The organism is Burkholderia sp. MR1-5-21 (genome assembly GCF_053427715.1).
Window position 1 is genome coordinate 1 of record NZ_JBSAXD010000044.1, and the last position, 22,707, is coordinate 22,707.

At 59.1% G+C, this 22,707-nt stretch carries 16 protein-coding genes and 3 pseudogenes; 7 read left to right on the forward strand and 12 right to left on the reverse strand.

Features of this window, described 5'->3' with window-relative positions; translation table 11 throughout:
- The first annotated feature begins 58 nt into the window (after window positions 1-58).
- The 5 genes and pseudogenes from ACV229_RS36815 (at window position 59) to ACV229_RS36835 (ending at window position 6,579) form a co-directional block, all read left to right on the forward strand.
- Window positions 59-1,015 carry a 2-hydroxyacid dehydrogenase gene (locus ACV229_RS36815; protein ID WP_448087975.1) on the forward strand — a complete coding sequence of 319 codons (957 nt, stop codon included), beginning with the start codon at window positions 59-61 and terminating at the stop codon, window positions 1,013-1,015.
- A gap of 124 nt (window positions 1,016-1,139) precedes the next feature.
- Window positions 1,140-2,508, forward strand: a pseudogene (locus ACV229_RS36820) (aldehyde dehydrogenase family protein).
- 593 nt (window positions 2,509-3,101) lie between these two features.
- Window positions 3,102-4,622: an amino acid ABC transporter permease/ATP-binding protein gene (locus tag ACV229_RS36825; RefSeq protein WP_448087976.1), complete on the forward strand. Its 1,521-nt coding sequence runs from the start codon at window positions 3,102-3,104 to the stop codon at window positions 4,620-4,622.
- A gap of 48 nt (window positions 4,623-4,670) precedes the next feature.
- Window positions 4,671-5,537, forward strand: coding sequence for an urea carboxylase-associated family protein (locus ACV229_RS36830; protein ID WP_448087977.1), 867 nt, complete (start codon window positions 4,671-4,673; stop codon window positions 5,535-5,537).
- Window positions 5,538-5,742: 205 nt separating this feature from the next.
- Window positions 5,743-6,579, forward strand: coding sequence for a transporter substrate-binding domain-containing protein (locus ACV229_RS36835; RefSeq protein WP_448087978.1), 837 nt, complete (start codon window positions 5,743-5,745; stop codon window positions 6,577-6,579).
- A gap of 373 nt (window positions 6,580-6,952) precedes the next feature.
- On the opposite strand, the pseudogene ACV229_RS36840 reads toward ACV229_RS36835, so the two are convergent.
- The 4 genes and pseudogenes from ACV229_RS36840 to ACV229_RS36855 form a co-directional block, all read right to left on the reverse strand.
- Window positions 6,953-7,054 (reverse strand): annotated as a pseudogene (locus ACV229_RS36840) (IS5/IS1182 family transposase); the annotation flags it as partial.
- A 5-nt stretch (window positions 7,055-7,059) separates the two neighbouring features.
- On the reverse strand, window positions 7,060-8,136 hold the full coding sequence (locus ACV229_RS36845) for a porin (protein WP_448087979.1): 1,077 nt from the start codon (window positions 8,134-8,136) through the stop codon (window positions 7,060-7,062).
- A gap of 113 nt (window positions 8,137-8,249) precedes the next feature.
- Window positions 8,250-9,221, reverse strand: coding sequence for a sulfonate ABC transporter substrate-binding protein (locus tag ACV229_RS36850; RefSeq protein ID WP_448088015.1), 972 nt, complete (start codon window positions 9,219-9,221; stop codon window positions 8,250-8,252).
- A 62-nt stretch (window positions 9,222-9,283) separates the two neighbouring features.
- Window positions 9,284-10,606 carry an LLM class flavin-dependent oxidoreductase gene (locus ACV229_RS36855; RefSeq protein WP_448087980.1) on the reverse strand — a complete coding sequence of 441 codons (1,323 nt, stop codon included), beginning with the start codon at window positions 10,604-10,606 and terminating at the stop codon, window positions 9,284-9,286.
- Between the two features lie 143 nt (window positions 10,607-10,749).
- On the opposite strand from ACV229_RS36855, the gene ACV229_RS36860 reads away from it, so the two are divergent.
- Window positions 10,750-11,802, forward strand: a complete 1,053-nt coding sequence (locus ACV229_RS36860; RefSeq protein ID WP_448087981.1) for a LacI family DNA-binding transcriptional regulator — start codon at window positions 10,750-10,752, stop codon at window positions 11,800-11,802.
- 44 nt (window positions 11,803-11,846) lie between these two features.
- On the opposite strand, the pseudogene ACV229_RS36865 reads toward ACV229_RS36860, so the two are convergent.
- A pseudogene (locus ACV229_RS36865) lies at window positions 11,847-12,032 on the reverse strand (peptidase dimerization domain-containing protein); the annotation flags it as partial.
- A gap of 23 nt (window positions 12,033-12,055) precedes the next feature.
- The gene (locus ACV229_RS36870; protein ID WP_448087982.1) at window positions 12,056-12,289 is read right to left on the reverse strand and encodes a hypothetical protein; all 234 of its coding nucleotides are present in this window, start codon (window positions 12,287-12,289) and stop codon (window positions 12,056-12,058) included.
- A 325-nt stretch (window positions 12,290-12,614) separates the two neighbouring features.
- On the opposite strand from ACV229_RS36870, the gene ACV229_RS36875 reads away from it, so the two are divergent.
- Window positions 12,615-13,217, forward strand: a complete 603-nt coding sequence (locus ACV229_RS36875; RefSeq protein WP_448087983.1) for a hypothetical protein — start codon at window positions 12,615-12,617, stop codon at window positions 13,215-13,217.
- 68 nt (window positions 13,218-13,285) lie between these two features.
- On the opposite strand, the gene ACV229_RS36880 is transcribed toward ACV229_RS36875, so the two are convergent.
- The 6 genes from ACV229_RS36880 to ACV229_RS36905 all read right to left on the reverse strand — a co-directional run bounded on the left by ACV229_RS36880 (window position 13,286) and on the right by ACV229_RS36905 (window position 22,450).
- Window positions 13,286-14,476: a porin gene (locus ACV229_RS36880; protein ID WP_448087984.1), complete on the reverse strand. Its 1,191-nt coding sequence runs from the start codon at window positions 14,474-14,476 to the stop codon at window positions 13,286-13,288.
- Between the two features lie 228 nt (window positions 14,477-14,704).
- A complete protein-coding gene (locus ACV229_RS36885; protein ID WP_448087985.1) occupies window positions 14,705-16,132 on the reverse strand; it encodes an MFS transporter in 1,428 nt (475 codons plus the stop codon).
- Between the two features lie 239 nt (window positions 16,133-16,371).
- Window positions 16,372-17,295 (reverse strand): LysR substrate-binding domain-containing protein, encoded by a 924-nt coding sequence (locus ACV229_RS36890; protein ID WP_448087986.1) that lies wholly within the window; start codon window positions 17,293-17,295, stop codon window positions 16,372-16,374.
- A 151-nt stretch (window positions 17,296-17,446) separates the two neighbouring features.
- Window positions 17,447-18,721 carry a hypothetical protein gene (locus ACV229_RS36895; protein ID WP_448087987.1) on the reverse strand — a complete coding sequence of 425 codons (1,275 nt, stop codon included), beginning with the start codon at window positions 18,719-18,721 and terminating at the stop codon, window positions 17,447-17,449.
- Window positions 18,714-20,852, reverse strand: a complete 2,139-nt coding sequence (locus ACV229_RS36900) for a hydantoinase/oxoprolinase family protein (protein WP_448087988.1) — start codon at window positions 20,850-20,852, stop codon at window positions 18,714-18,716. The genes ACV229_RS36895 and ACV229_RS36900 overlap by 8 nt, the downstream gene beginning before the upstream one ends.
- Window positions 20,849-22,450 carry a hydantoinase B/oxoprolinase family protein gene (locus ACV229_RS36905; RefSeq protein WP_448087989.1) on the reverse strand — a complete coding sequence of 534 codons (1,602 nt, stop codon included), beginning with the start codon at window positions 22,448-22,450 and terminating at the stop codon, window positions 20,849-20,851. Before ACV229_RS36905 ends, ACV229_RS36900 begins: the two co-directional genes overlap by 4 nt.
- Window positions 22,451-22,707 lie beyond the last annotated feature (257 nt).

Below are 22,707 nucleotides of genomic sequence, written 5' to 3' on the forward strand. Positions count from 1 at the left end.
GCCTGCGTGCCGATCAGATTGCTGCCGGAGACGGTCAACGTTGACGCGATCGAATAGCATGGAAAAGCCACTTCTTCTTGTGCTCGTGTTTCTCTCCGAAGAACACCGTGTGCTGGTTGCCGAGCACTTCGATATGATCTATGCGCCCAACGCGGGGCTGGGTACAGACCGTAGCAACGGCGAAGCCCAGATCCGGGAACGCGGCGCCGATATCCGCGTAGTGCTGACCAATGGCACGAACGGCTTGCTGGCGGAAGAGATCGACCGTTTGCCGAAACTCGAAATCATCTGTACAGTCGGCGTCGGCTTCGAGAACGTCGCATTAGAGCGAGCGCGGGAACGAGGTATCCGCGTCGCGAATGCTGCGGGAACGAATGACGATTGCGTGGCGGATCATGCAATGACCATCCTGCTCGCTGCCGTCAGACGACTGATATTCCTGAATGACGGTGTGCGGCGTGGGGTCTGGCGTGACGACATCCCGCGCCCGCCTCAGGTGTCTGGGCGTCGGATGGGTATCGTCGGTCTGGGAGCGATCGGCCGCAAGATTGCGCAACGGGCGGTCGGCTTCAACTTGGAGATTGGCTATTACAGCCGGACTCGCCGTGACGAGCTTGGTTTTCGCTATTTCGACGACATTCGCAGCCTTGCCGGTTGGTGTGATTTCTTGATGATCGCGGCACCCGGTGGCAAGGAAACGTATCACCTGGTCAACGCGGAAGTGCTGGACGCACTGGGGCCTCAAGGGGTGCTCGTCAATATCGCGCGAGGCACGCTGGTCGACACTAACGCGGTGGCGCAAGCATTGCGCACCGGGAAGATTTCTGCTGCCGCTCTCGATGTCTATGAGGGAGAGCCGACGCCTCCGGCTGCGCTGCTCGATTTTGGCAATGCAATCCTCACACCTCACATCGGTGGCCTTTCCCCGGAAGCGATCGACGCGTCCGTTCGACGGTTCATAGCCAATGCCGAGCGACACTTCGCTGGCGAACCGTTGATATCTCCCGTTCTCTGAACTGGCTATCCGGCCGGCACGCTCCGGCTGCCCCACCGAGCCCAGCTGAAGCGCGGGGAGTCATTTGGCTCCCCGCGCTTCGCCTTGTTCGGCCGTGCTGTCGAGACACGTTTTCATTCTTGATATGAAAAATCTCTCGCTCACTTCCCACATCGCCCCATTCCACGTGCGGATTATCCCTCGATTCATTGCAGCGACGAGCGATGCACGTGGCGCTCAACGACTCGCTTCTCAGGGGCAGCCCAAAGGACATGCTGGGGTATGTCACGCCGGCCGAGCACTTAGTGCATTGCTATACCCCACATTCTGCTCTCGCGCAGAAGGCAAGACGAAATCTGACGCAGCGGCGGAAGTTCGACGGGCAGGCAACATCTTCAAGTTCTTCGTGGGTGAATGCCTGTGCTTGTCCGGAGAGGTGATTCCATGGGGCCGCACGGGAGCCAACCTCGACATCACCCAGGAGCTGGTCGGCGTCGTCACGCTGATCACACCCTGGTATTTCCCGCGCGCGATTCCGGCGTGGAAGATTGCGACCGCATTAGCACGCGGGAATTGCGTGCTGTTCAAACCGGCCGATCTCGCGCCGGGCAGTGCGTGGGCACTCACCGAGATTCTGCATCGCGCTAAGGTGCCGACCGGTGTATTCAACCTCGCCATGGGTCGCGAGAGCGCGATCGGCGACGCACTGGTCATTGATCCACGCGTGTCAGCCGTGAGCTTTACCGGTTCGGGGGACGTGGGACACCGGATTGCAGTGCGCGGCGTATGGTAAGAAGGTTCAGCTTGAGATGGGCGGTAAGAACCCACCGGTTGTTCTTGACGATACGGCTCTCGATCAGGCGGTTGAGCTCGTCACGCAAAGCGCGTTCTTTTCGACCGGTCAACGATGCACCGCGTCGAGCTGACTGATTGTGACGGATCGTATTCAGACCGGTTCGTCGCTATGCTACGTGAACGCGTCAACTCACTGCGCGTCGGCGATGCGCTATTTCCGGATACAGACATTGGTCCGGCTGTCAGCGATGCGCAGTACGCACAAGACCTTGACTTCATTGGGCTCGCGCACTGGGAAGGCGCCATTCTCGAGGCAGGCGGCGGTCCGATCGAATGCCACAGTGGCCGTGGCAAGCACGCGTACTTCATCCAGCCGACACTGTTTAGCGGAGCCACGGCGGAGATGCGCACTCATCGTAAAGATCTTCGGCCGGGTTGCCACCGTGGAGCATGTCGCCGACTATGAAGCCGCGCTCGAAGCAGCGAAGCGGACGCAGTTCAGGCTCGCCGCCGGTATCGCGACCACGAGCGTCAAATATGCGTCGCATTTCCGGTGTCAGGCTCAGGCGGCGATGGCCATGGTGAATCTGCCGACGGCGAGCCTCGACTATCACGTGCCGTTCGGCGGGCGCAAGGCAAGCAGCTACGGCGCGCGAGAGCACGGGCGCCACGCGCACGAGTTCTACACAACTGCGGAGACCGCATACGTATTGCCATGACGCATCGTGATTTCATGAGGTTGCGCATGAAATCGCGATATCGGAGATATGAGCACACAGCGACGGCTAAGCACACAAACAGATCGCCTGATAGGAGGCAACACCATGAGTCATGGCGTCGCCGCAGACCGGCGCGGCAGTGCCCGCCATGTCCGCCATACAGAAGCTGTCTGGCTTTTGATTGATGGCGTCATCAATTCGGTTGTCCGAATTTTCGCGGCCACCTCTGTTCGAGCGTGGTGGACACATGATTCGGGCAGCTTGAGGACGTCCGAGTGATGAAGATCGTTCCCAGCCACGTTACGAATCAGAAAATAAATCGATCGCCACGATAAGAAAATTTATATTTTACGCTGATCCTTATACGCTATCGTGTTCTCAATTGGAGTGACGAAAAATATGATGAAACGTCAGAGATGCTGAGCTGCGTGACTTGAAGGGCTCGTTGTGGTCGGGCTGAAGAAATGCTTAACCTGAAAATGGGCGAAACAAACAAGTCGTTAGTATGTAAATATATTGATTTTCTTATGAAAATACTGGAAAGGTAAACGGCTGCCTGAATTGCCGGTGGGTCAGTGGGGGTTCTTTGGAATATGAATTTCGATTGGAAATACACCCTTGAGTTGCTGGTAAATGTCGATTTTTGGCGCGCCTGCTGGACCGTCGTGGAGCTTAGCGTTAGTGCTTGGACGCTGAGTGTGATCCTTGGGTTTCTGCTGGCGCTCGGGAAGCAGTCAAGAAATATGATGATGAATGTGTCATCATCAGCCTACATTTGGTTATTCAGAAGTCTTCCATTGTTGGTTTTGCTTGTATTCATTTACAACCTTCCTCAGGCGTGGCCGGCGTCGGGTTTGGTTTTGTCATCGCCATTTTGGGCGGGATTAATTGCATTGGTGCTTAATGAGGCGGCATATATCGCCGAAATTCATCGTGGTGGTTTGCTTGCGGTGGCCCGTGGTCAGTTGGAAGCAGGGAAGGCTCTAGGTATCCGGTACGCGGGTGTGCAGCGACTGATTGTAATCCCTCAGGCATTGAGAGTAGCACTGCCGACTCTCGCAAACGAATTTGTTACGATCGTTAAGCTCACGTCATTGGTTTCAGTTATCTCGCTATCGGAGATTCTATTGGTCGGGCAGCGACTCTATACACAGAATTTCCTTGTTTTGGAAACCATGCTTGCCGTCGCATTCTATTACGTCTTTGTTGTGACTTTAGCGGGTTTTCCCCTTCGCTGGCTAGAGCGGCGCCTCGACGTTACGCGTCGTAAAACAATTTCTGTTGAGCACCCTGTGGACATGAAAACAATGTCCGTAGTGTCTTCCGCTGAGCCTGTAAGGGGTGAGTTCGCAGTCGAAGCCATGGCGTTGAAAAAAAGCTATGGAACGCTCGAAGTGCTAAAAGGAGTGGACATTAAAGTCAAGTGGGGAGAGATTGTTGCAATCATAGGTCCATCTGGGTCCGGGAAGACAACTCTAATCCGGACGTTGAATGGACTGGAGAGTTTGACCCACGGTGCAGTCAAGATTGGCGGTGAGTTATTGCAGCGCGGTTTAGAAGATTTTGGGCCGCGAATCTCCGATCGGCAGTATTTCGAGCGAGTGGTCCATGTCGGTATGGTTTTTCAGAATTTCAACCTCTTTCCGCACCGGACGGTTTTAGACAATGTGATGCTGGCGCCTCTCTATCACGGTCGAGGCGATATTCAAGCCAATCGCTCGGCGTCGCTAGCATTGCTCGACAAAGTTGGTTTGATGGAACACGCCGGAAAGTATCCTCATCAGCTCTCCGGGGGGCAACAGCAGCGCGTCGCTATTGCTAGAGCACTAGCACTGCGGCCAACCGTGATGTTGTTTGATGAGCCGACGTCAGCATTGGATCCAGAACTGGTCGCAGACGTCTTGGACGTAATCGCTACTCTCGCTAATGAGGGAATGACAATGATCATTGTAACTCATGAAATGGAGTTCGCATTTCGAATTTCAGACCGCCTGATATTCATGGAGGACGGACGCATTGTGGCCAATGACGCGCCAGCAGCGCTACGCGAAGCCCGACATCCTAGGATTGAACGCTTCCTCGGAAACCTTTACTTTGCCCCTCAAGCTCTTTAACGTTCACTTTTCTATGTAATTCTCGATCAATCAGAATAGGAGATAAACGTGAGTATTCGACTAAGTGGCCAGTCAATCGAGCCTGTCGACTCTAATAAAAAAAAGTCGGTACCAAAGCAAACAGTGTATGAAAATGGCCAGATTCAGCGGGCAGACATGAGCTTCTACAATCACGTCCGCTCAAACGCAAAGAAGGAGCGGGAGCTGATCGTACCTGCCCGAGACGGTTTGGCGTGGGATGTTCCGGCAGGCCATCTCTTTCGGATTGTTTGTGTTGAGGGTTCACAGGTTGGAGATTTGAATCTCTGGAACGCCGATAATCTTGAAGAGAAGTTTTATAGCGGGAAAACGCGGGCGATTCATGCAACGCATGTGACAACCGGTGATCGCTTGTGGTCGTCCATGCCGTTCTTGCGGCCTATGGCTACCGTTACTCATGATACTTTAAATTGGTACGGTTATGACGAAGATGGCTGCGCACCTCATGATGTGATCGGAACGCGCTGCGATCCATATATCCATAAATTGCTGGATGGAATTGAATTTCACAAAAGTTGCCATTCAAACTTAGTCCGCGGCCTGGCGAAATACAAGGAATTTGAGGTGGTTGAGGCGGAAAAGTATATTCATGATGTGCTGAATGTGTTCATGTGCTCTGGCTTTGATAAAGTCACGCATGAGTATATTAATAAGGCAAGTCCGGTTCGCGCAGGAGATTTCATCGAATTTTTTGCAGAAATAAACCTGTTGGCTTGCCTATCTGCATGTCCGGCGGGAGACTGTGGCCTTCGAGACGAGCGCGTGCCGCGTCCGACGTACCCATTGAAGATTGAGATCTTCAAGCCCGATTCTGAATCGCTCGCCGATTGGACATCGCCGAAAGTTTCGGATTACAGTAGATCACACGGGATGTAATAAATTGCGACGAGGAAAATTCAGGTGTCGCCTGCAACAGGTTGGTTTGAGTCGGGTGATTGCTGGGAGTGATCGATGATTTTAAAGCGGGTTTGAAGTGGAGTGTGGCGTGATTAAATGGAGGATCTCATGGAAATCGAGGTTTGAAATTTAACTAACAAGACCCTGTGTCCGTATTTTTTGATTTAATGCTAGGAGGTATGACGTGAGGCGAAAATCATTTCTTTGTCTTGTTGGCCTGACTATCGCATCACTGCTCATCGTTTCGGCTGGAGCCGCAACACTCAACAAGGGCAAGCTAAAGATCGGATCGGATTTGACGGAAGCCCCGTACGACTATATGGAGGCCAACGTCGCTGCGGGTTTCGATCCGGAGTTGATGCGCGTTCTAGCCGTGGAAATGAAACTCGAACCTGAGTTTGTAGATACTCGCTTCGCGGACTTGATTACTGGTGTCAATGCACAGCGTTTCGATGTAATCGCCTCAGCGCTCTATGTCACTCCAGAGCGGGCCAAACAATTGGATTTCATTCCATACTTTACCACAGGTGCTGTAATGTTGGTGCGTAGCGATAGTGATTGGAAGCCGACTAAGCCCGAGCAGCTATGTGGGAAGCGGGTCGCGTCTGATAAAGGTGCTTCGTGGATTCCGCGTTTAGCGCAAGTATCGAAAGAGATTTGTGCACCGTCGGGGAGAAGTCCAATTGATGTACGAGAATTTCCCACCTCTCCGGAGGCATCACAAGCGGTATTGGCCCGGTCTGCGGAAGTTCAGATTGAGGACGCGGCTATCTCGAAATTTACCGCAGAGAGATCGAAAGGCCGGCTAGTGCTCACGTCGAGCGAGCCGCTGTATCCAGTGGTTGTCGGTTTGGGAATTCGCAAGGGTAATACGGAGTTGGTGAAGGCCATGGAGCAAGCGTTCGCTACAATCAAAGGTGACGGGCGTTATGCTAAGTTGCTTGCGACGTATAATCTGACCGAGCCGACTGCCGCACAAGTTTCGGCAGCTCTTGGTAATGGTAAAACTGCGCCAAAATAGGCTCGCCCAATCCGCGAAAATTTGGCGATTCGGCTCAGGGATAAGATATCGAGAGGTGTCGGTAGCGAGGTCGGCCTGCTCCTGGCACCCCGAGCCTGTTCATTCAATAATTGGACGCGCAGGACGCGCTTCAACAGCGAAGCTTCGTGATGGGGGAAATGGGGGCGCTTTCCGAGACTGCAAAGAATCTCGGCGTTCCCCCTGCGGCAATTAGTGCTAGCATTCGGGCTCTGGACGATGAAAGCAAATTCGCGCTGGTCAAGCAGACCGGCGGTCCGTCAGGCTCCAATTGGATGATCCGACTCTCGTCGTATGTGTGTGAAATCGTTGGACGAGTTCACGCAGGATATCTGTACGCCAGGAGTTAGACCCGCTAACACGAGCCATCGACGAAGCGAGAGCAGATGGTGGCGGGAGCGAGCTTGACCAGCGCAAAGTGAATGTTGAGCCGCCGTTCAAAGCGAATGTGTAGTTCCGCCTTTAGAACGACGTGCGCACCCCCATCGTCAGCGCCCATGGATCGAATCCCGGTGCGACGGTCGCCGCCGCGCTGTTGAGCAGAGCAAACCCTTGCGTCGAATGGCTGTTGTTGAGGATGGTCGTCGCGAAGCCATACAACTGCGTGCGCTTCGACAGGTAGTACACGTAACCCGCGTCGCAGGCTACGGCGCGCGCATTGCCGTTCTCGATGCGACGCGCGATGCCGGCGTTGACGTCGCCTTGGCCGATCCGCACGCGCGCGTTTAGCAGCATCGCCGATGCAAACCATCCCGTGCCGTCGGTGCGCTTCGAATAGACATAGTTTCCGCCCACCACCACGTTGCCGATCTCGGCCGCCGACGTGATGACGTGCGTGATCTGCGACGAAGCATCGGGCGCCGTCGCGTTCGCATAGTACTGGTAGCGATTGAAGCCATACCCGAACAGCACGCCGTGTTTCGCATATTGGACGTTCGCGCCGACGTTGCGCGCGTTCAGCGTCTGCCCCGCGGGATCCTGAGCACCGAACGAATAGCCGACCTCGCTCGACCATCCGCCGAGCGTGTCCGGTGTGCGATAGCGAACTGCATTCCGGTAGAACCCGCCCGTGCCGCTCGCGCCGAGCGTCGTCGTGTGCTCGAGCGACATGATCGCGGCTGGATTCGCAAGCCCGTACGTGCCGACGTCGGACGCGAGAAACACCCAGTAGATTGGCAGGTACAGATAGCCTGCATCGACGCTGCCGAACGGGCCCGACACGCCGACCGACGCGCCGCGATTGAATTCCGTCGCGCCACCGCCCATCCCGGTATACGTGTTGAAGCCGGTCTCGAGCCGAAAGTTCGCGCGGTATCCGCCGCCGAGATCCTCCTTGCCGAGGAAGCCGAAGCGCGACGCCTGCAGGTTGCCGCTCGCCGCGGACGCGGTTGCGCCTGTCGTGCTGTTGAAGTGCCCGACCTGCAGCGCCGAATCGACGATCCCGTAGATCTGCAGCGACGACTGCGCGTGCGACGCGTGGCCGGCGCAGGCGATGACAACGGCGCCGGCTGCGCGCAGGCCCGATCTCATTCGGGGCATGAAGCGCGGGCGCCAGCGCGGCGCGCTGCGGCGGCGGTGACGCAAACCAACGGCGGCGGGACGGAAAGACGGACGATTCATGACGGCGACTCGGCGATATGGACGATAAGGCGTTAGCGGACAAAAGAAACCGGATGGACGATGTCGGCGACGCGAATCGCGCGCGGGATTACGCCGGCGCGGTGGAACGCATCGGCGACGCGCTGCTGCGCATCGAGCACGGCGGCGCCGAGCGGTAGCAGCCCGAACGCCGAGCGCGCGAGATAGCGCTCGACGATCGGCTGCGGCACGCCGATCTCGCGCGCAATCAACTGCGCGGCTTCGCCGCGATGGCTCGCTGTCCTTGCATCGCCGCGGGCCACTTCGGAGAGCACGTCGGACAGCACGTCGGGATGCGATGTCGCGAAATCCGGCGAGCCGAGAAAGAAGCTGTACGGTTGCACGATGCCGGAACCGTAATCGGCGATCGTGCGCACGCCGAGCGTCTGCTGCACCACCGCGAGATACGGATCCCAGATGACCCATGCGTCGACCTTGCCGCCTTCGAACGCGGCGCGCGCATCCGCGGGAGACAGAAACGCCGGCTTGATGTCGGAATAATTCAGGCCTGCCTTCTCCAGCGCCGCGACGATCAGGTAGTTCGAGCTCGACCCGCGCGCGAACGCGACCGTGCGCCCTTTCAGGTCGGCGACCGTCTTCACCGGCGAAGCGTCCGGCACGATGATCGCCTCGCTGTGCGGCCCGGCCGGCTCGGCGGCCAGATAGACGATCCGGCTTCCGGCCGCCTGCGCGAAGACCGGCGGCGGCGACCCTGTGTAGCCGAGATCGATCGAGCCGGCGTTCATCGCCTCGAGCAGCGGCGGCCCGGCCGGAAACTCGATCCACGCGACATCGAAGCCGCGCGCGGCGAGCGGCTTGTCGAGCGTGCGCTGCGCCTTCAGCAGCGTGAGCGGTGTGCCTTTCTGATAGCCGATGCGCAGCGTGTGGCCGGCGCTCGTGCGCGCCGTGCCGGCAAAGGGCGCGGCAAGCGCGGCGACGGCGGCGGCGCGGGCGGCGGAGAGAAACGAACGGCGCGTGACGGGCATGGTCGGATTTCCTTGTCTAAATGGATCGGCAAAACTGGTTCGGCGAAGCGAACGGCGCGCCTTCACGCGCGAACCGGGCGGCGCAGCCCGAGGTGCTCGCGCAGCGTGCGGCCCGTGTACGCGGTGCGAAACAGCCCGCGCCGCCGCAGTTCGGGCACGACGAGCGAACAGAACGCATCGAGCCCGCCCGGCAGCTCGGCCGGCATCACGTTGAAGCCGTCGGCGGCATCGTGCTCGAACCACGTCTGCATCGCATCCGCGACCGTGGCCGCGCTGCCGACAACCGTGTGATGGCCGCGGCCGGCCGCGATCTTCAGGTACAGCTCGCGAATCGTCAGCTTTCCGTCGTCGGCGAGTGCGTTGAGGAGCGCCTGGCGGCTGCGCTGGCCGCTGTCCGTGAGCGGCAGCTCGGGCAGCGGTCCGTCAAGCGGACAGCCCGACAGGTCAAAGTTGCCGAGCATCCGCGCGAGCAGCGCGACGCCCGCCGCCGGATCGACCAGCGCCTGCAGCGCGTCGAAGCGCTCGCGCGCCTCGCTGTCGGTACGCGCAACGACTACCGACAGCCCCGGCATGATCTTGAGATCGTCCGGCGCGCGGCCGGCCGAGACGGCACGCGCCTTCATGTCGCGATAGAACGCCTGTGCGGTGTCGACACGCGCGTGCGCGGTGAACACGACGTCGGCCGTCTGCGCGGCGAGCGCGCGGCCGGCGTCCGACGAGCCCGCCTGAACGACGACCGGCCAGCCCTGCACCGGGCGCGGCACGTTGAGCGGCCCCGCCACGGAGAAGTGCCGGCCGCGATGATCGAGCACGCGCAGCGTCGACGCGTCGTAGTAAACGCCGCTCGCCTTGTCGCGGACGAAGCTGTCGTCGGCCCAGCTGTCCCACAGGCCCGTGACGACGCGATGGAACTCGCGGGCGCGCGCATAGCGCTCCGCATGTCCGACGTGTTCCGCGCGCCCGAAGTTGTGCGCTTCGGCCGCGTTGTCCGACGTCACGAGATTCCAGCCGGCCCGGCCGCCGCTGATGTGGTCGAGCGACGCGAACTTGCGTGCAATGTGATACGGCTCGTTGTAGGTCGTGGTCGCCGTCGCGACGAGGCCGATGCGCTCCGTGACGGCCGCCAGCGCCGGCAGCAGCGTCAGCGGATCGAGCCGGTCGGACCGCGCGGCGAGCGCCGCGCCGGCGCCCATGTTCGCGGCAACGCTGTCCGCGACGAAGATTGCGTCGAAGCACGCGCGCTCGGCCACGCGCGCGAGCGCCGTGTAGGCGCGGAAATCCGTGCCGGCGTCGGCCTGCACGTCCGGATGCCGCCATGCGGCGACATGGTGCCCGGTCTCCATCAGAAAGGCCCCGAGATGCATGAGGCGGGAAGCTGTCGTCATCCGATATCCTGTCGCGAACCCAGCACGCGCCCCGCAGGCCGCACAGCGATTCGGGCTGGCTGCCATCGGCGGTTAGCGCTACCATTGGCGATCAGTTTCACGTGGCGATATCGCCGCGTCAAATAACGAAATCAGCGGAACATATGTCCGATTCGACTAACCGCGATGCGCGCCAGCGGCGCACGTCCGGGCGTCTCACGTTGCGCGACGTGGCCGAGCACGTCGGCGTGTCGCAGATCAGCGTGTCGCGCTACTTCCAGGATCCGGAGCGGGTGTCCGGGCCGCTGCGCGAGCGGATCGCGCGTGCCGTCGCCGAACTCGGCTACGTGCCGAATCTCGTCGCGGGCGGGCTCGCGTCGGCGCGCAGCCGCGCTATCGGCATGGTGATTCCGAACATTTCCGGGCCGATCTTCGCGAACACGATCCAGAGCTTCAGCGACGCGGTGACCGCGCACGGCTACCAGTTGCTGCTGGCGTCGAGCTATTTCTCCATGGATCTCGAGGAGCACGCGGTGCGCGGTCTGCTCGGCTGGTCGCCCGCGGCGCTCGTGCTGACGTCGCATTTCCATTCGGCCGGCACCGAGGCGCTGATCGCGCAAACGCGGGTGCCCGTGATCGAGACGTGGGACTTCCAGCCGCGGCGCAAGCCGCTGCAGATCGGGTTCGCGCATTGGGAAGCCGGGCGAATCGCGGCGCGTCATCTGATCGAGCGCGGCTACCGGCGCATCGCGTTCGTGCAGAACAGCGTCGCGGGCGACGCGAGCGCGCTCGAGCGGCGCGACGGCTACGCCGACGTGATGCGCGAGCACGGCCGCCGGCCGATCGTGTTTGCACCAGCCGATGCGCAGCCGGCGCACGCGGGGCGAGAAGCGTTGCTCGCGCTCGTGTCTGCGCGCCATCTGGCCGATGCGATTGTCTTCGCGAACGACAATCTCGCGTTCGGCGCGCTGCTCGCGGCGCCGCGAGCAGGCATTCGCGTGCCGGAGCAGTGTGCGATCGTCGGGTTCGGCGACTATCCGATGGCGGAGATGCTGATGCCGAGCCTGACCACCGTGCGGCCGCCCGCGCGCGAGATGGGCGTCGCGGCGGCGGAGCGGATCTTCGAGCTGCTGGGTGACGATCCACCGGCGTTCGCGACGCTGCGCAAGCGGCAGAAGCCGTTGTCATGTGAGTTGATCGAACGCGAGAGCAGCTAGGCTGAAGGAGTCGAATTGCAGGTGCACGCGGACAACCGATCCGGCCGATCGAGCCGCAACCTGACGAGATCCGGCACGACGTTTGTGTTGATGCCACCCTCGATGAGCCCGATCACGAGCGTCGGATGCACGATACCGGGTGTCGTGGAGCGAATCCTGGCCAACTCGGCGCGATACTCGTACAACGCATTCAGCACGGCAGTCGCAGCTTCGAGCGCGTCGCGGCCGGATCGGCTACGCACTCGGCCAGGAATTAGCGAAGGGAGAAAGGCGGCTTCGGGCATCGCCGACCGTCAATGTGGGTTTTCGCGTATTCAACCGCAAACTGGCGGGCGGCTTTCTCCGATGCGAAATAGCCAAGGATGCGGAATGCTTCCTGCTTGCCGCCCTTGCGCGTAACCAGTGCGGTTGCTGCGTAGCCCGGTATCAAAAGCGAGACCAGAGGCATGATGGTCGACTTTTTGTATTCCACAGGATCGGCGTGCATGGCAGTCTCTCCGTTGTTGCCAGCCCAGCAGGCCGGCATATATCGACGACACTACGTTGCGATGATAGACCGGTGGCCGACCGACGCCAACCGGTTCATGCTCGCCGTCTCGCCAACATATCGCTGACGAATCGCTGACCGGTGCAGAAGCTCGTCGACGCCCGTCGCTGCCCGTGATTGCCTATCCGTAAGGTGAGCCCGTGGCCCGGCTCTCGGTGCTCGATGCCAAGGCGAAGGGGCGTGTGACCGAACAGGACTGGCTTCGTGACCACCCAGTCGCGCGGAAGAACTGCGTGAGTCGAGTCGCGGCAATCCCGCGACTTCGATGGTCGCACATTGGCGCGGCGCGACCGAAGCGCGACTGGATCTGTTACTGGATTTTGTAGGTGTGGTCGTGCTGGAAGCCGGCACCTGCTGTGCCTGGTACTTCGCGATACTGAGGCCGGTCCGGCCCGGTCGCGCAACAGTCGTATACGACCCGACTGTGACCGTGCTGCAGCAGGAAGCGGTCGTGGCGATACCGGAAGCGACACCGGCTGGTCGCGTTGAGCAGACCGACAGTCACGCGGCGACCGTCGCCGCGAAGGAGTCGGTCGCGAACGACTCGAGTCCCGATCCTACCATGTCAGAAGACGATCGGTTGATTGCGAAGATCCACGAGGCAGTCGTGGCCGGTTGCCTGACGATGTCGATTTCGACGCCGCGGCAGCCGCGATGTTCAAGGGCATCACAGCACAGTAGGCAAACCCGCATGGCGCACCGGAAACGTCAATGTCGGGCTCGTGAATTTGTCACCGGCCTGCGAGATTCCAACGCGAAGGCTGGCCCGGTCGACATGCTTAACTATCGCGCGCAGAAGTTGCACACACATGCCTTACTATCCGGTGTCTGCGGGTACTGCCGCCGAGTCTCAAGCGACTTCGTGTAATCATCGCGGACACCATTTGGCGCACTAGCTTCCAACTGGTGTCCGCGCCTTGGTGTAGCGTCGGAAGATCAGAACTTGTGCCGAATGCCAGTGGCTACCGTAACCTGAGTGTTTGTTGAAGATACGCCGCCGGCTGTTTGAATCGATGCAACGGCGGCATACTTTCTGCCGACCAGCGTAGACCCATCCCCGACCGCTTTCTGATAGCTCGCGCTCATGTAGATTTCAGTTCGCGTCGACAGGGAATAGTCAAAGCCGAGCGTCACCTGATGCCACTTCGGGCGAAGTTCGTGGGAGCTCACACCGGGCAGTCCCGTCACGCGGCCATCGGTGAAGGTGTAGTCGGCCATAAGGTAGAGGGGCGCTGAAATTTGATAGCGCAGATTCGCGTCATAGTTATTCAGCTTGCGAGCTGCACCGTCGTTGTAGTTCAACTGAACGTGGCTGAAGCCGAGGCCGACCGTCGCCGGACCAGCAACATAGTTGGTGCCGACGGCCGCGATCTGCTGGCGCGCGACACCTCCATCGATACCATAAAAGAACGACGAGCTGTAATCGTCACCGGTCGTTGCAGTAGCGCCCCCGGATGCGCCGCTCGTGTTGGTAGTTGAATTTGGATGATCGAGTTGTTCGAAGCCGCCACCAAACGAGAATGGGCCATGTGTATAGTTCGCGGCGACCGACCACATGCGGTTGTTGGCAAAGCCTTGACCGTTCGGCCCAGACGCTTGATTGCTGAAGCCGTACATCGTATCGACTGCGAATCCACCGATCTGCGCCGATCGGAACTTCACAGAGTTGTTGAATCGCTGAGAGCGATCGAGATTGTCGTTGTCACCGATGTGTGTCGAGGCAGTCCAGAATCCGGATGCGAAGTAATTCCCGATGAGGTCACCAAGCGGATCGTACTGACGGCCGAATGTCACCGTGCCTACTCCGGTCTTGTCGATGCCAACGAACGCTTGACGGCCGAATAGCCTTCCGCCTTGCTGAGACGTGCCGTTCGCGGAGTTAAAGCCGCTTTCCAGCGTGAAGATGGCATTCAGCCCGCCACCAAGATCTTCCTTGCCAAGGATGCCCCACCGGCTGCCACCGAGCTTCCCGTTGCTCTCCTGCCAGGCGCTGCCGCCTTTGATGTTATTTGTATAAGAAATTCCGGTGTCGATAAGGCCGTAAAGCGTGACGGTGCTTTGAGCATGCGCGCAAGTTGTCATCAGAGTCAATGCACAGGTGGAGCTAGCTAAGGCGAGTAGTCTCATTGCTTTGGTCCGGAATAGACGATTGAATATGATGTCGGTGTTTTGAAGGAAAGCGAATGTGGGAAAAGCGAAACCGCTAACACCCAATCTGACTTCATTAAATATGCATACCTAACTAAGCGGTGAAAAAATTAAGACATTTGATTGTCTTGCCCATCTTTGATGCGAGCTTGTTTCGCGGGGCAGTCGGAGAGACGATACCCCGCGAAGAAGAGGAGCTAGGAGAGGTTAGTTTGAAATCTCTTCGAGGCTGCGCTTTCGAGTTTCCACGCCGAGGAAAAGCAGGCCTGCGGCGAACGTGACCAGTACGAAGTCTGCAGCCACCATGATCCCGGCGACTTTGTACAGCCCATAGATCGCGGGGATCGCCGCCTGCACGCCAATCTGAATTGCTCGCGAGACGGAACTGACAAAGCCGACACCACGGGAGCGAAGCTTGGTCGGAAAGATCTCCGAGAGATACAGCCCCTGGCCAACGGTCATCAGGATTTGGGACATCACCATGAACACGAAGCCGGTCGTCAAAAGCATAATCACTGGCTGGTCGTTCGACGTAATATAGACCGTTGAGAGCGCTACGGAGAGAGCTGAAGACCCGATCAACAGCGCCTTGCGGCCGATCTTGTCAACGACGAAAATCAGAGCGATGCTGCTTACCGGCTGGCCAAACGCAACGATCGCATTCCATTTCAGCGCTTGTTGCATCGTGTAGCCCTGGGAAACGAAGAACGTCGGCATCCACATGACGATGCCATACAGGCATACCTGCATCGTCACCATGACGAGCAACCCGACAATGAAGGTTCGCAGATACTTGGGCTTGAAAAGGTCCCACGCTCTCGCCTGCTCGATGGGCTTGCTTTCGGCTTCACGCGCCTCGCAGATCGTTGCTGGCGGAATCAGGGGAGGGACCTTGCCCTTGTAGGCGACCGCTTCAATCTGATCCATCACCGCACGAGCCTCATCGAAGCGGCCCCTGCTCTCCAACCAACGAGGCGACTCGGGCATGTACCGGCGAAAGTACCAGACGATTGCTGCGCCGATAGCCGCGATCATAAACATCCAGCGCCAGCCAAGAGTCGGGATCACCGCCGCTCCGATGATGCTAGCGAAGAACCCCCCGCCGTGCGTCACGAATGACAGGATGGCAAAGAGTCGTCCCCGCTTGCTCGGCGGAACAAATTCAGCCAACGTGCTGTAACCGAGCACGATCTCGGATCCAATGCCGATGCCCATGATGAATCGGAGTGCGATGAGCACGTCCATGTTGGGTGCGAAGAAAGCCGCGAAGCCACCGCCACCGAAGAGAAGAAGATTCAGTTGGTAGCCTTTCTTACGCCCCACGTGATCGCCGAGTATGCCCGCAAGCAAGCCGCCCACCAGCAACCCTGCAAACGTCACACTGAGAAACAGGCTGGTGATGTGGATGTTCGTCCATCCTTCTTTCTGCAGCGCCGCAAGCACACTGCTGGCGAGAAAGTTCTCGTAGGACTCGACAAGTAGACCGGCGCCAATAATGGCCATGACGCGGTAATGGAAAAAACCCACTTCCAGCCGGTCGAGACGCCACGCCGATTCATTTTGGATTGCTGGGTATGAGGGAGTCGAATACTCGCCGGCAGCTGCCGGTATCTGTTGCGCGTTTGTCGATGTCATTGCCTATCCGTGAATGTCTGTGAGGACGCTCAGCACACGTATTTGTCAGAGTCGGATAGACTTTGAAGGGACCAAAAATGCGGCGCCAATGCTATTTTTGGGGTCGCCTATTCGGCAACGGCATAGCGCTGGTACGCAGTTTTTACGTCGAAAACGAGAGTGAGCCGCCAGTTGTTTAGACAAATGCGGATACCGCGGAAAACGCGCGGCTCTACGCCAGTGACGGCTTTTGTTCCGCCTTAGAGGCTGTCTATGGCGGGCAACTCGTGTGGCACATCCCGCATCGCGAGAGCTAGTTCGTGGAGGAAGCGCTCCGCGAGTTCGGACGCAGGCGCATAACGAGAGAAGATGGCATACGTGGAGATGCCGATCTTGGGCTCGAACGGGCGAATACAGAGTTGTCCCGCGAAGGCAGCGGCCATGTACGGATTGACAACGCTCACGCCTAGACCTGCCTTCACCATCGCGCAGATCGTTGATGAGTAAATCGTTTCTACGATAGTCCGCAGGGTTAGTGATCGCGACTGCATGACATCGCGAAGCTTCATCGTCAGCTCGTCATGAGAAGGAAGACTGATGAATGAATGTTCCGCCAATGTCTCGGGCTGTACCGTCTCAAGCTTGGCAAACTCGTGATCGAGGGCACAAACACACACGGCATCCGTTCCGGCGACCTGATGGATAGAAAACTCCTCTCCATCGAAACGGGTGTTGGTGACAGCGATATCGTAACGTCCGAGCCTTAGGCCCTCGGCGATCTCCCGGCTACCGAGCGTCGCTACCGTGTAGGTGACGTTTGGGAATATGGCGGCGAACCGCTTCATTGCCGAAGGCAGAATGCTTTGGCCGAGCGAAGGTGTAGATGCGATGCGGAAGATGCCTGTGCCGGATTCGCGGAGCGAAGCGATCGACTTCTCGATCTGCTCAAACCCCTGGAAGTACCGCTCGACCGTATCAAAAAGGTGTCTTCCTTCGCGGGTGAGCTGGAGCCTGCCCCTGTCGTTGACGAAGAGTTTCAGGCCAGACGCGCTTTGAGCCTGGGTGATCAGGCGGCTGATGGACGGCTGCGTGGTGTTCAGCATCCGTGCAGCGGCTACCGTGGTTCCCGAGACGACCACAGCATAAAACGCTTCAATCTGGTGGAAGGTCAGAGGACGAGGCATGGCAGTGCTCCTGCAAGGCAGCTGTTTTAGTATACCCTGCAGGAATATGCCGACAAAAAAATAGCGTCTTCTGACATACCTCCTTGAGGCGGGAAGGACGATAATCGGTGGGGCCGCTCGTGGGAAATACCGGGAGCGGCCCCATCTTGGCTTATCGACCTGTCAGACGGGACACGTCGATAAGGTACATCGCGCGATCATGCTCGTGGATCGAGTCGACGCAGGCTTGCAATCCGTTCGGACTCCAGCGAGGGTGAAGATCGCAGCGGTTTTCCTTGCTGAGCTTCGGGTCAGCATAGAAGTCACCGAGGTCGTACTTCGTTTCGCTGTCGATGTCGAACAGGAACAACGTGCGCTCATGCGTTTCGCTGTTCGGATACGTGTCACTCAGCATCCAGCGGGGATTCGCACGCGAAAACGTCATATGGCCGTTTTCCGCGAGAATTCCGCGCCCAACGACCTTGACGGAACCGGCGTCAGAGTCCTGATACAGGTGATAGTGGATTTCACCGTCGTGAGGACCCCAGACGATGATCTCACCGTTGTCGCGCCACAGCGGGTGCGAGATCTGGTACTCGGACTTCTCGTAATCGAACGTGCCAACTGAATTCGGATAGAAGTCGTCTGTCAACTGCGGAAGAGGGTGATCCGAGCATTCGAGCAGACGCATGTCCGTGCCGTCCGGGTTGATCGTAATCAAACGGTGCAGGAAACACGTTTCGTCTTCGACGCGTTCGGTCCAGCGATGCAGGAACAGGATGCGCTCGGACGACGGGTTGATCTCGATATGACTGACCCAGTGGATTGCTTTCTCCATCGACGCGCGCGGATGGAAATCACGAAGCTGCCTGTAGCTGACGAGCAGACAGTTATCACCGCTTTCGAGATCCATCCAGCGGATACCGTCACCAGCCGGGCAATTCTCCAACTTGGGAGCGTGCCGATCACAGCTATATCCGATCGTCTCGTGCGTAACGTATAGGCGACGATAGTCGACGGACAACGCCCATTTGGCGTTCGGCGCGACGCTATAGATAGGGAGCGGGAGCTGCCGAGTTGCGCCCGATTCGACATCGCAAATCGCCGAGCCAAAAAACGGATAGGGCGTGTCGGCGTGATCAGTGCGGACGTTGAAGATCGCGCGCCGTTGGTCACCTGCAAGCCACTGAAGCTGCGAGCCCATCTGCCAGTTCCAGGCTGTGGTCTTCCCGAACTCGACGAAGCGATCCCCGTCGTTCAGGTCGAAGTAGCCGACAACGCAGTCGAGATTCGGCTCGAGCAGCTTGTCGCGCCACGGCACCTGATGCCCGAGCAGATAACGGCCAGTGGCGTCCCAGTTCGACTTGTTGTAGTAGCCGAAAAAGTAGCTCTTGCCGTCTACTTTGCCCACTCGGCGGCACGGGAACGGTTCTTTCCGATTATTCACTTGTCACCTCCTGTGCGGTTTCTCGCATTTCATAGCTTTCGCCGTGCAGGGCTAGGTTGATCAGCAGGTTGCCGGCTGCGTCGATCTCAGCGGTCGCGCCCGGGGGAATGGCCAGAGTCGACGATGCGTCTTCTACCAGAGCCGGGCCGACGACGGTCTTGCCCGGCACCAGTGCCTGTCGCGAGATAACCGGCGCCTGCACGAACTTGTTCTGGTTCGCGACCCAGAGATCACGGTGGCTCGTGCTCGGAATCCAGGCTTCCGTGTCGGCTCCGAGCGAGAGGGGACGGTTGACGTTTTCTTCGATGGCAGCGACACGCAGCGTGGTCAGTTCGACTGAGCGAACCGGCGGTACCTGACCGAACACATTGCCGTAAGCCTCGCAGAAGCGATCCAGAATGATTCCAGCCGTGCTGTCGTCGCACTTCGTAGACGGTACTTGGACCACGAGTTCGAAGCCCTGACCGATAAAGCGAATGTCGGCCGCGCGCTGAAGCGTGAACGACGTGCCTTCGGGCAGCGTGTCGCGGATCACGTTCGATGCCTGCTGCTCCAGTTCGGCAAAGCGCCGTTCCAGTACATCGGGCGGCACTTCCGACAGAGGACGATTGAACGAGACAGAGCGGTCGATGCGTGCCGGAGCCATCAGCAAACCAAGCGCCGAGGCGACGCCGGCGAGTGGCGGGCAGATAATCTTATTTACGCCAAGCCGCCGTGCGACATCGCAGCCATGGAGCGGGCCGCCGCCACCGGTGACCAGCAATGCGAACGCCGAAGCGTCGAACCCACGCTCAGCGACGTGAACGCGCGCTGCTGCTGCCATGTTCTCGTTCACCACTGCGACGATGCCGTCCGCGACTTCGATTACCTCGCTGCCAAGCCCTTGAGCGACGTTGGCGACAGCAGTCTCTGCGAGTTCCCGCTTGAGGGTCATCGTGCGGCCGGCAAACGTCGTCGGGTCAAGATGGCCAACGAGCAGATTGCCGTCGGTCACAGTGGGTTCGTTCCCGCCGCGACCGAAGCATGCCGGGCCGGGTTTCGAGCTGGCGCTGCGAGGGCCGACCTTGAGCAGACCGAGCGAATCCAGGTGGGCGATGCTGCCGCCACCCGCGCCGATCTCGATCAGCTCAACGGTCGAGATGTTGATCGGCATACCGCTACCATTCGCGAACCGCTTCTGGCGGGCGGCTTCGAAGGTGTGAGCGACCAGCGGCTGGTTGGCCTCGACGATCGCCAGTTTCGCCGTCGTTCCGCCCATATCGAACGCGAGTACGTCGGCGATGTTCGAGCGCTTGCTGAAGAACGCAGCCGCAATGGCGCCGGCGGCCGGACCCGATTCAAGCAGCTGAACGGGGAATCTGCGTGCCTCGTTCACGTGCGCGAGGCCGCCGTTCGACAGCATCATAAGGAGCGGACAGCCGATGCCATTCTGCTTCAGCCGAGCTTCGAGGCTCTGCAGGTAGCGTTCGGCAATCGGAACGACGTATGCATTTGCGACCGTCGTTGACGTGCGCTCGTACTCGCGGATCTGCGGCGCGACTTCGCTGGAAATCGAGACGTACAGGTCGGGGTACTTCTGCAAAATAAGGTCGCGCGCCCGGCGTTCGTGTTCCGGATTTGCATAGGCATGCAGAAACACGATCGCGATGGACTCGATGCCCTGGCGCACAAGCTCGTCAGCGGAAGACAGGACGCTTGCGTCGTCGATCGGCGTATCGACGGTGCCGTCTGCGAGCACGCGTTCCATCGCTTCGAGGCGGGACGCACGCGGAACCAGAGGCTTCGGGATGTCGATGAAAACGTCGTACAGGTCGTATTTGAATTCGCGGCGCATTTCCAGCGTATCGCGGAAGCCGGCGGTCGTGATGAGGCCGGTCTTCACGCCGCGGCGTTCGATCAGTGCGTTGGTAAAGAGGGTGGTAGCGTGGACCACGCGGGTGATTTGCGATGCGTTCACGCCTTCGCGTTCGAGCAGCACCTCGACGCCGCGCATAGCGCCTTGCGTCGGATCATCGGGCGTCGTCAGTTCCTTGTGACCGAATGCCTTCGCCAGACCGTTGCTGTACAGAACGATGTCCGTGAAGGTGCCGCCGATGTCGATGCCAAGAGAGTAGGCCGCCGTATCTTTCATTGCGCGTACAGACCGTTAACCCGGTCTTCCTCGATAGATTGGTTGGAACGTTGGGACGGGTCGCCGTAGCCGCCGCCCATCGGAGTGCGAAGGGTCACGACGGTGCCACGCTTCACCGTCTGTTGCTGTTTTGCATTGATTCGGTTGCCGTCGATGAGAATTTCGCCTGGTTCGCCCGATTTGCCGCCCGCCATACCGCGGGCCGCAGACTCCTCGCGCGTTCGTTCCGCCATGAACGACATGACCGCCGAGGTGGGGTTAAGACTTTCGAGCACAAGCTCCTGGCCGAGGCCACCCCGATACTTGCCGTTTGGTTCGGTGATCTTGCGGAACTCGCGGCGATGCACCTTCAGGGGCGCAAGGCGTTCGATGATCTCGACCGGTGTTGACGAGATATTGCTGGGCCACGAGAGGACGTTGACTGCGTCCCCGTTTGCACTCGCGCCGTAGCCGCCGTTCAGGAAGAAGAGGTTCGCGAAGCCCTTGCCGTCCGCACGCGTACCGGCCATATTCACGCACCAAAGCGGCGAGCCGACGCCCGAGATCACCTTGTCGGGGACGATGGGAGCCAAAGCCTCCAGGACCATGGCGGGCAGGAAGTGGCCGATCAGCGCACGAGCGCCGCCTGCTGCAGGCGGCGCCGAGTTCAGGATGGACCCATAGGGCGCCACGATTTCGAGCGGCTGGAGAACACCATCGTTGTTCGGCACATCCGTGCACAGAACCGACTTGATACCGTAGGCCGTCAGGGCGTTCGTATACGCCAGGCAGACATTAATCGACTTCTGCACCTGCGGGTCCGTACCATCATAGTCGATGGTGATCGAATCGCCCTTGACGGTAAGCGCCATACGCAGATGGATAGGTGATGCGTCGATGCCGTCGCTTACGGCTTCTGAGCGGTAGACTCCATCAGGTATTGCCGCGATTGCAGAACGCATAGCCGCTTCGGTCCGTGCGCGTAACTGGCTCGACAACTCATCGAGGTCGTCAAGTGAGTGCTCTTCCATCAGCTCGAGCAGATGACGCTCAATCAGGGCGAGCCCTGTGAACTGTGCGTAGAGGTCGCCCATGACCTGGTCGGGCACACGCACGTTCTGACGAAGGATTGCTTCGAGTGTCGCATCCATTTCGCCCGCGCGCAGAACCTTCATCGGGGGAATCTGGAGACCCTCTTCGAACACGGACGTGGCATCTGCCGAACGAACGCGACCGCCGATGTCGGGCGCATGAGCCACCGACCCTGCCCATGCGACGACGCGGCCGTTCGCGAAGATTGGCTTTGCGACGGTGATATCGGGGAGGTGACCGGTACCGAGCCAGATGTCGTTGGTGATCAGGATGTCACCTTCGCTTAGCGTCTCAAGTGGGAAGCGCTCGAGGAAGCAGCGGATGGTACGTGGCGCCGTGCCGATGAAGGACGGGATGCTTTGGGAGGCCTGTGCGATGGACCGGCCTTTTGCGTCGGTGATGACGCAGGCAAAGTCGTTCGATTCGCGGACGATCGATGAAAACGATGTCCGCACCAACGACGCTGCGGCCTCATCGACGACCGAGATGAGGCGACGCCATATAACTTCCAGCTTGATTCCATTCATACTAGTTCACCTGAAAGAGCAAAGTTGGGTTGATTAATGCACCAGTAACCGAGTGAAATAAAATCAGGATACCTAATCAAAATGTATTTTGTCATAGTGCTTTCGATCCAATTGGCCATCGGAAGAGGGCGGCCGTCGTCTACATTGACGCTTGTGAAAGACGTTGGGTAAGGTCAGTTTAAATAGTCGAGCGTATGCTATCCAATGCTTTAATTTGCTTCGGCTATGCGGATTTGCATAGCCTCGCATAGTGTCAC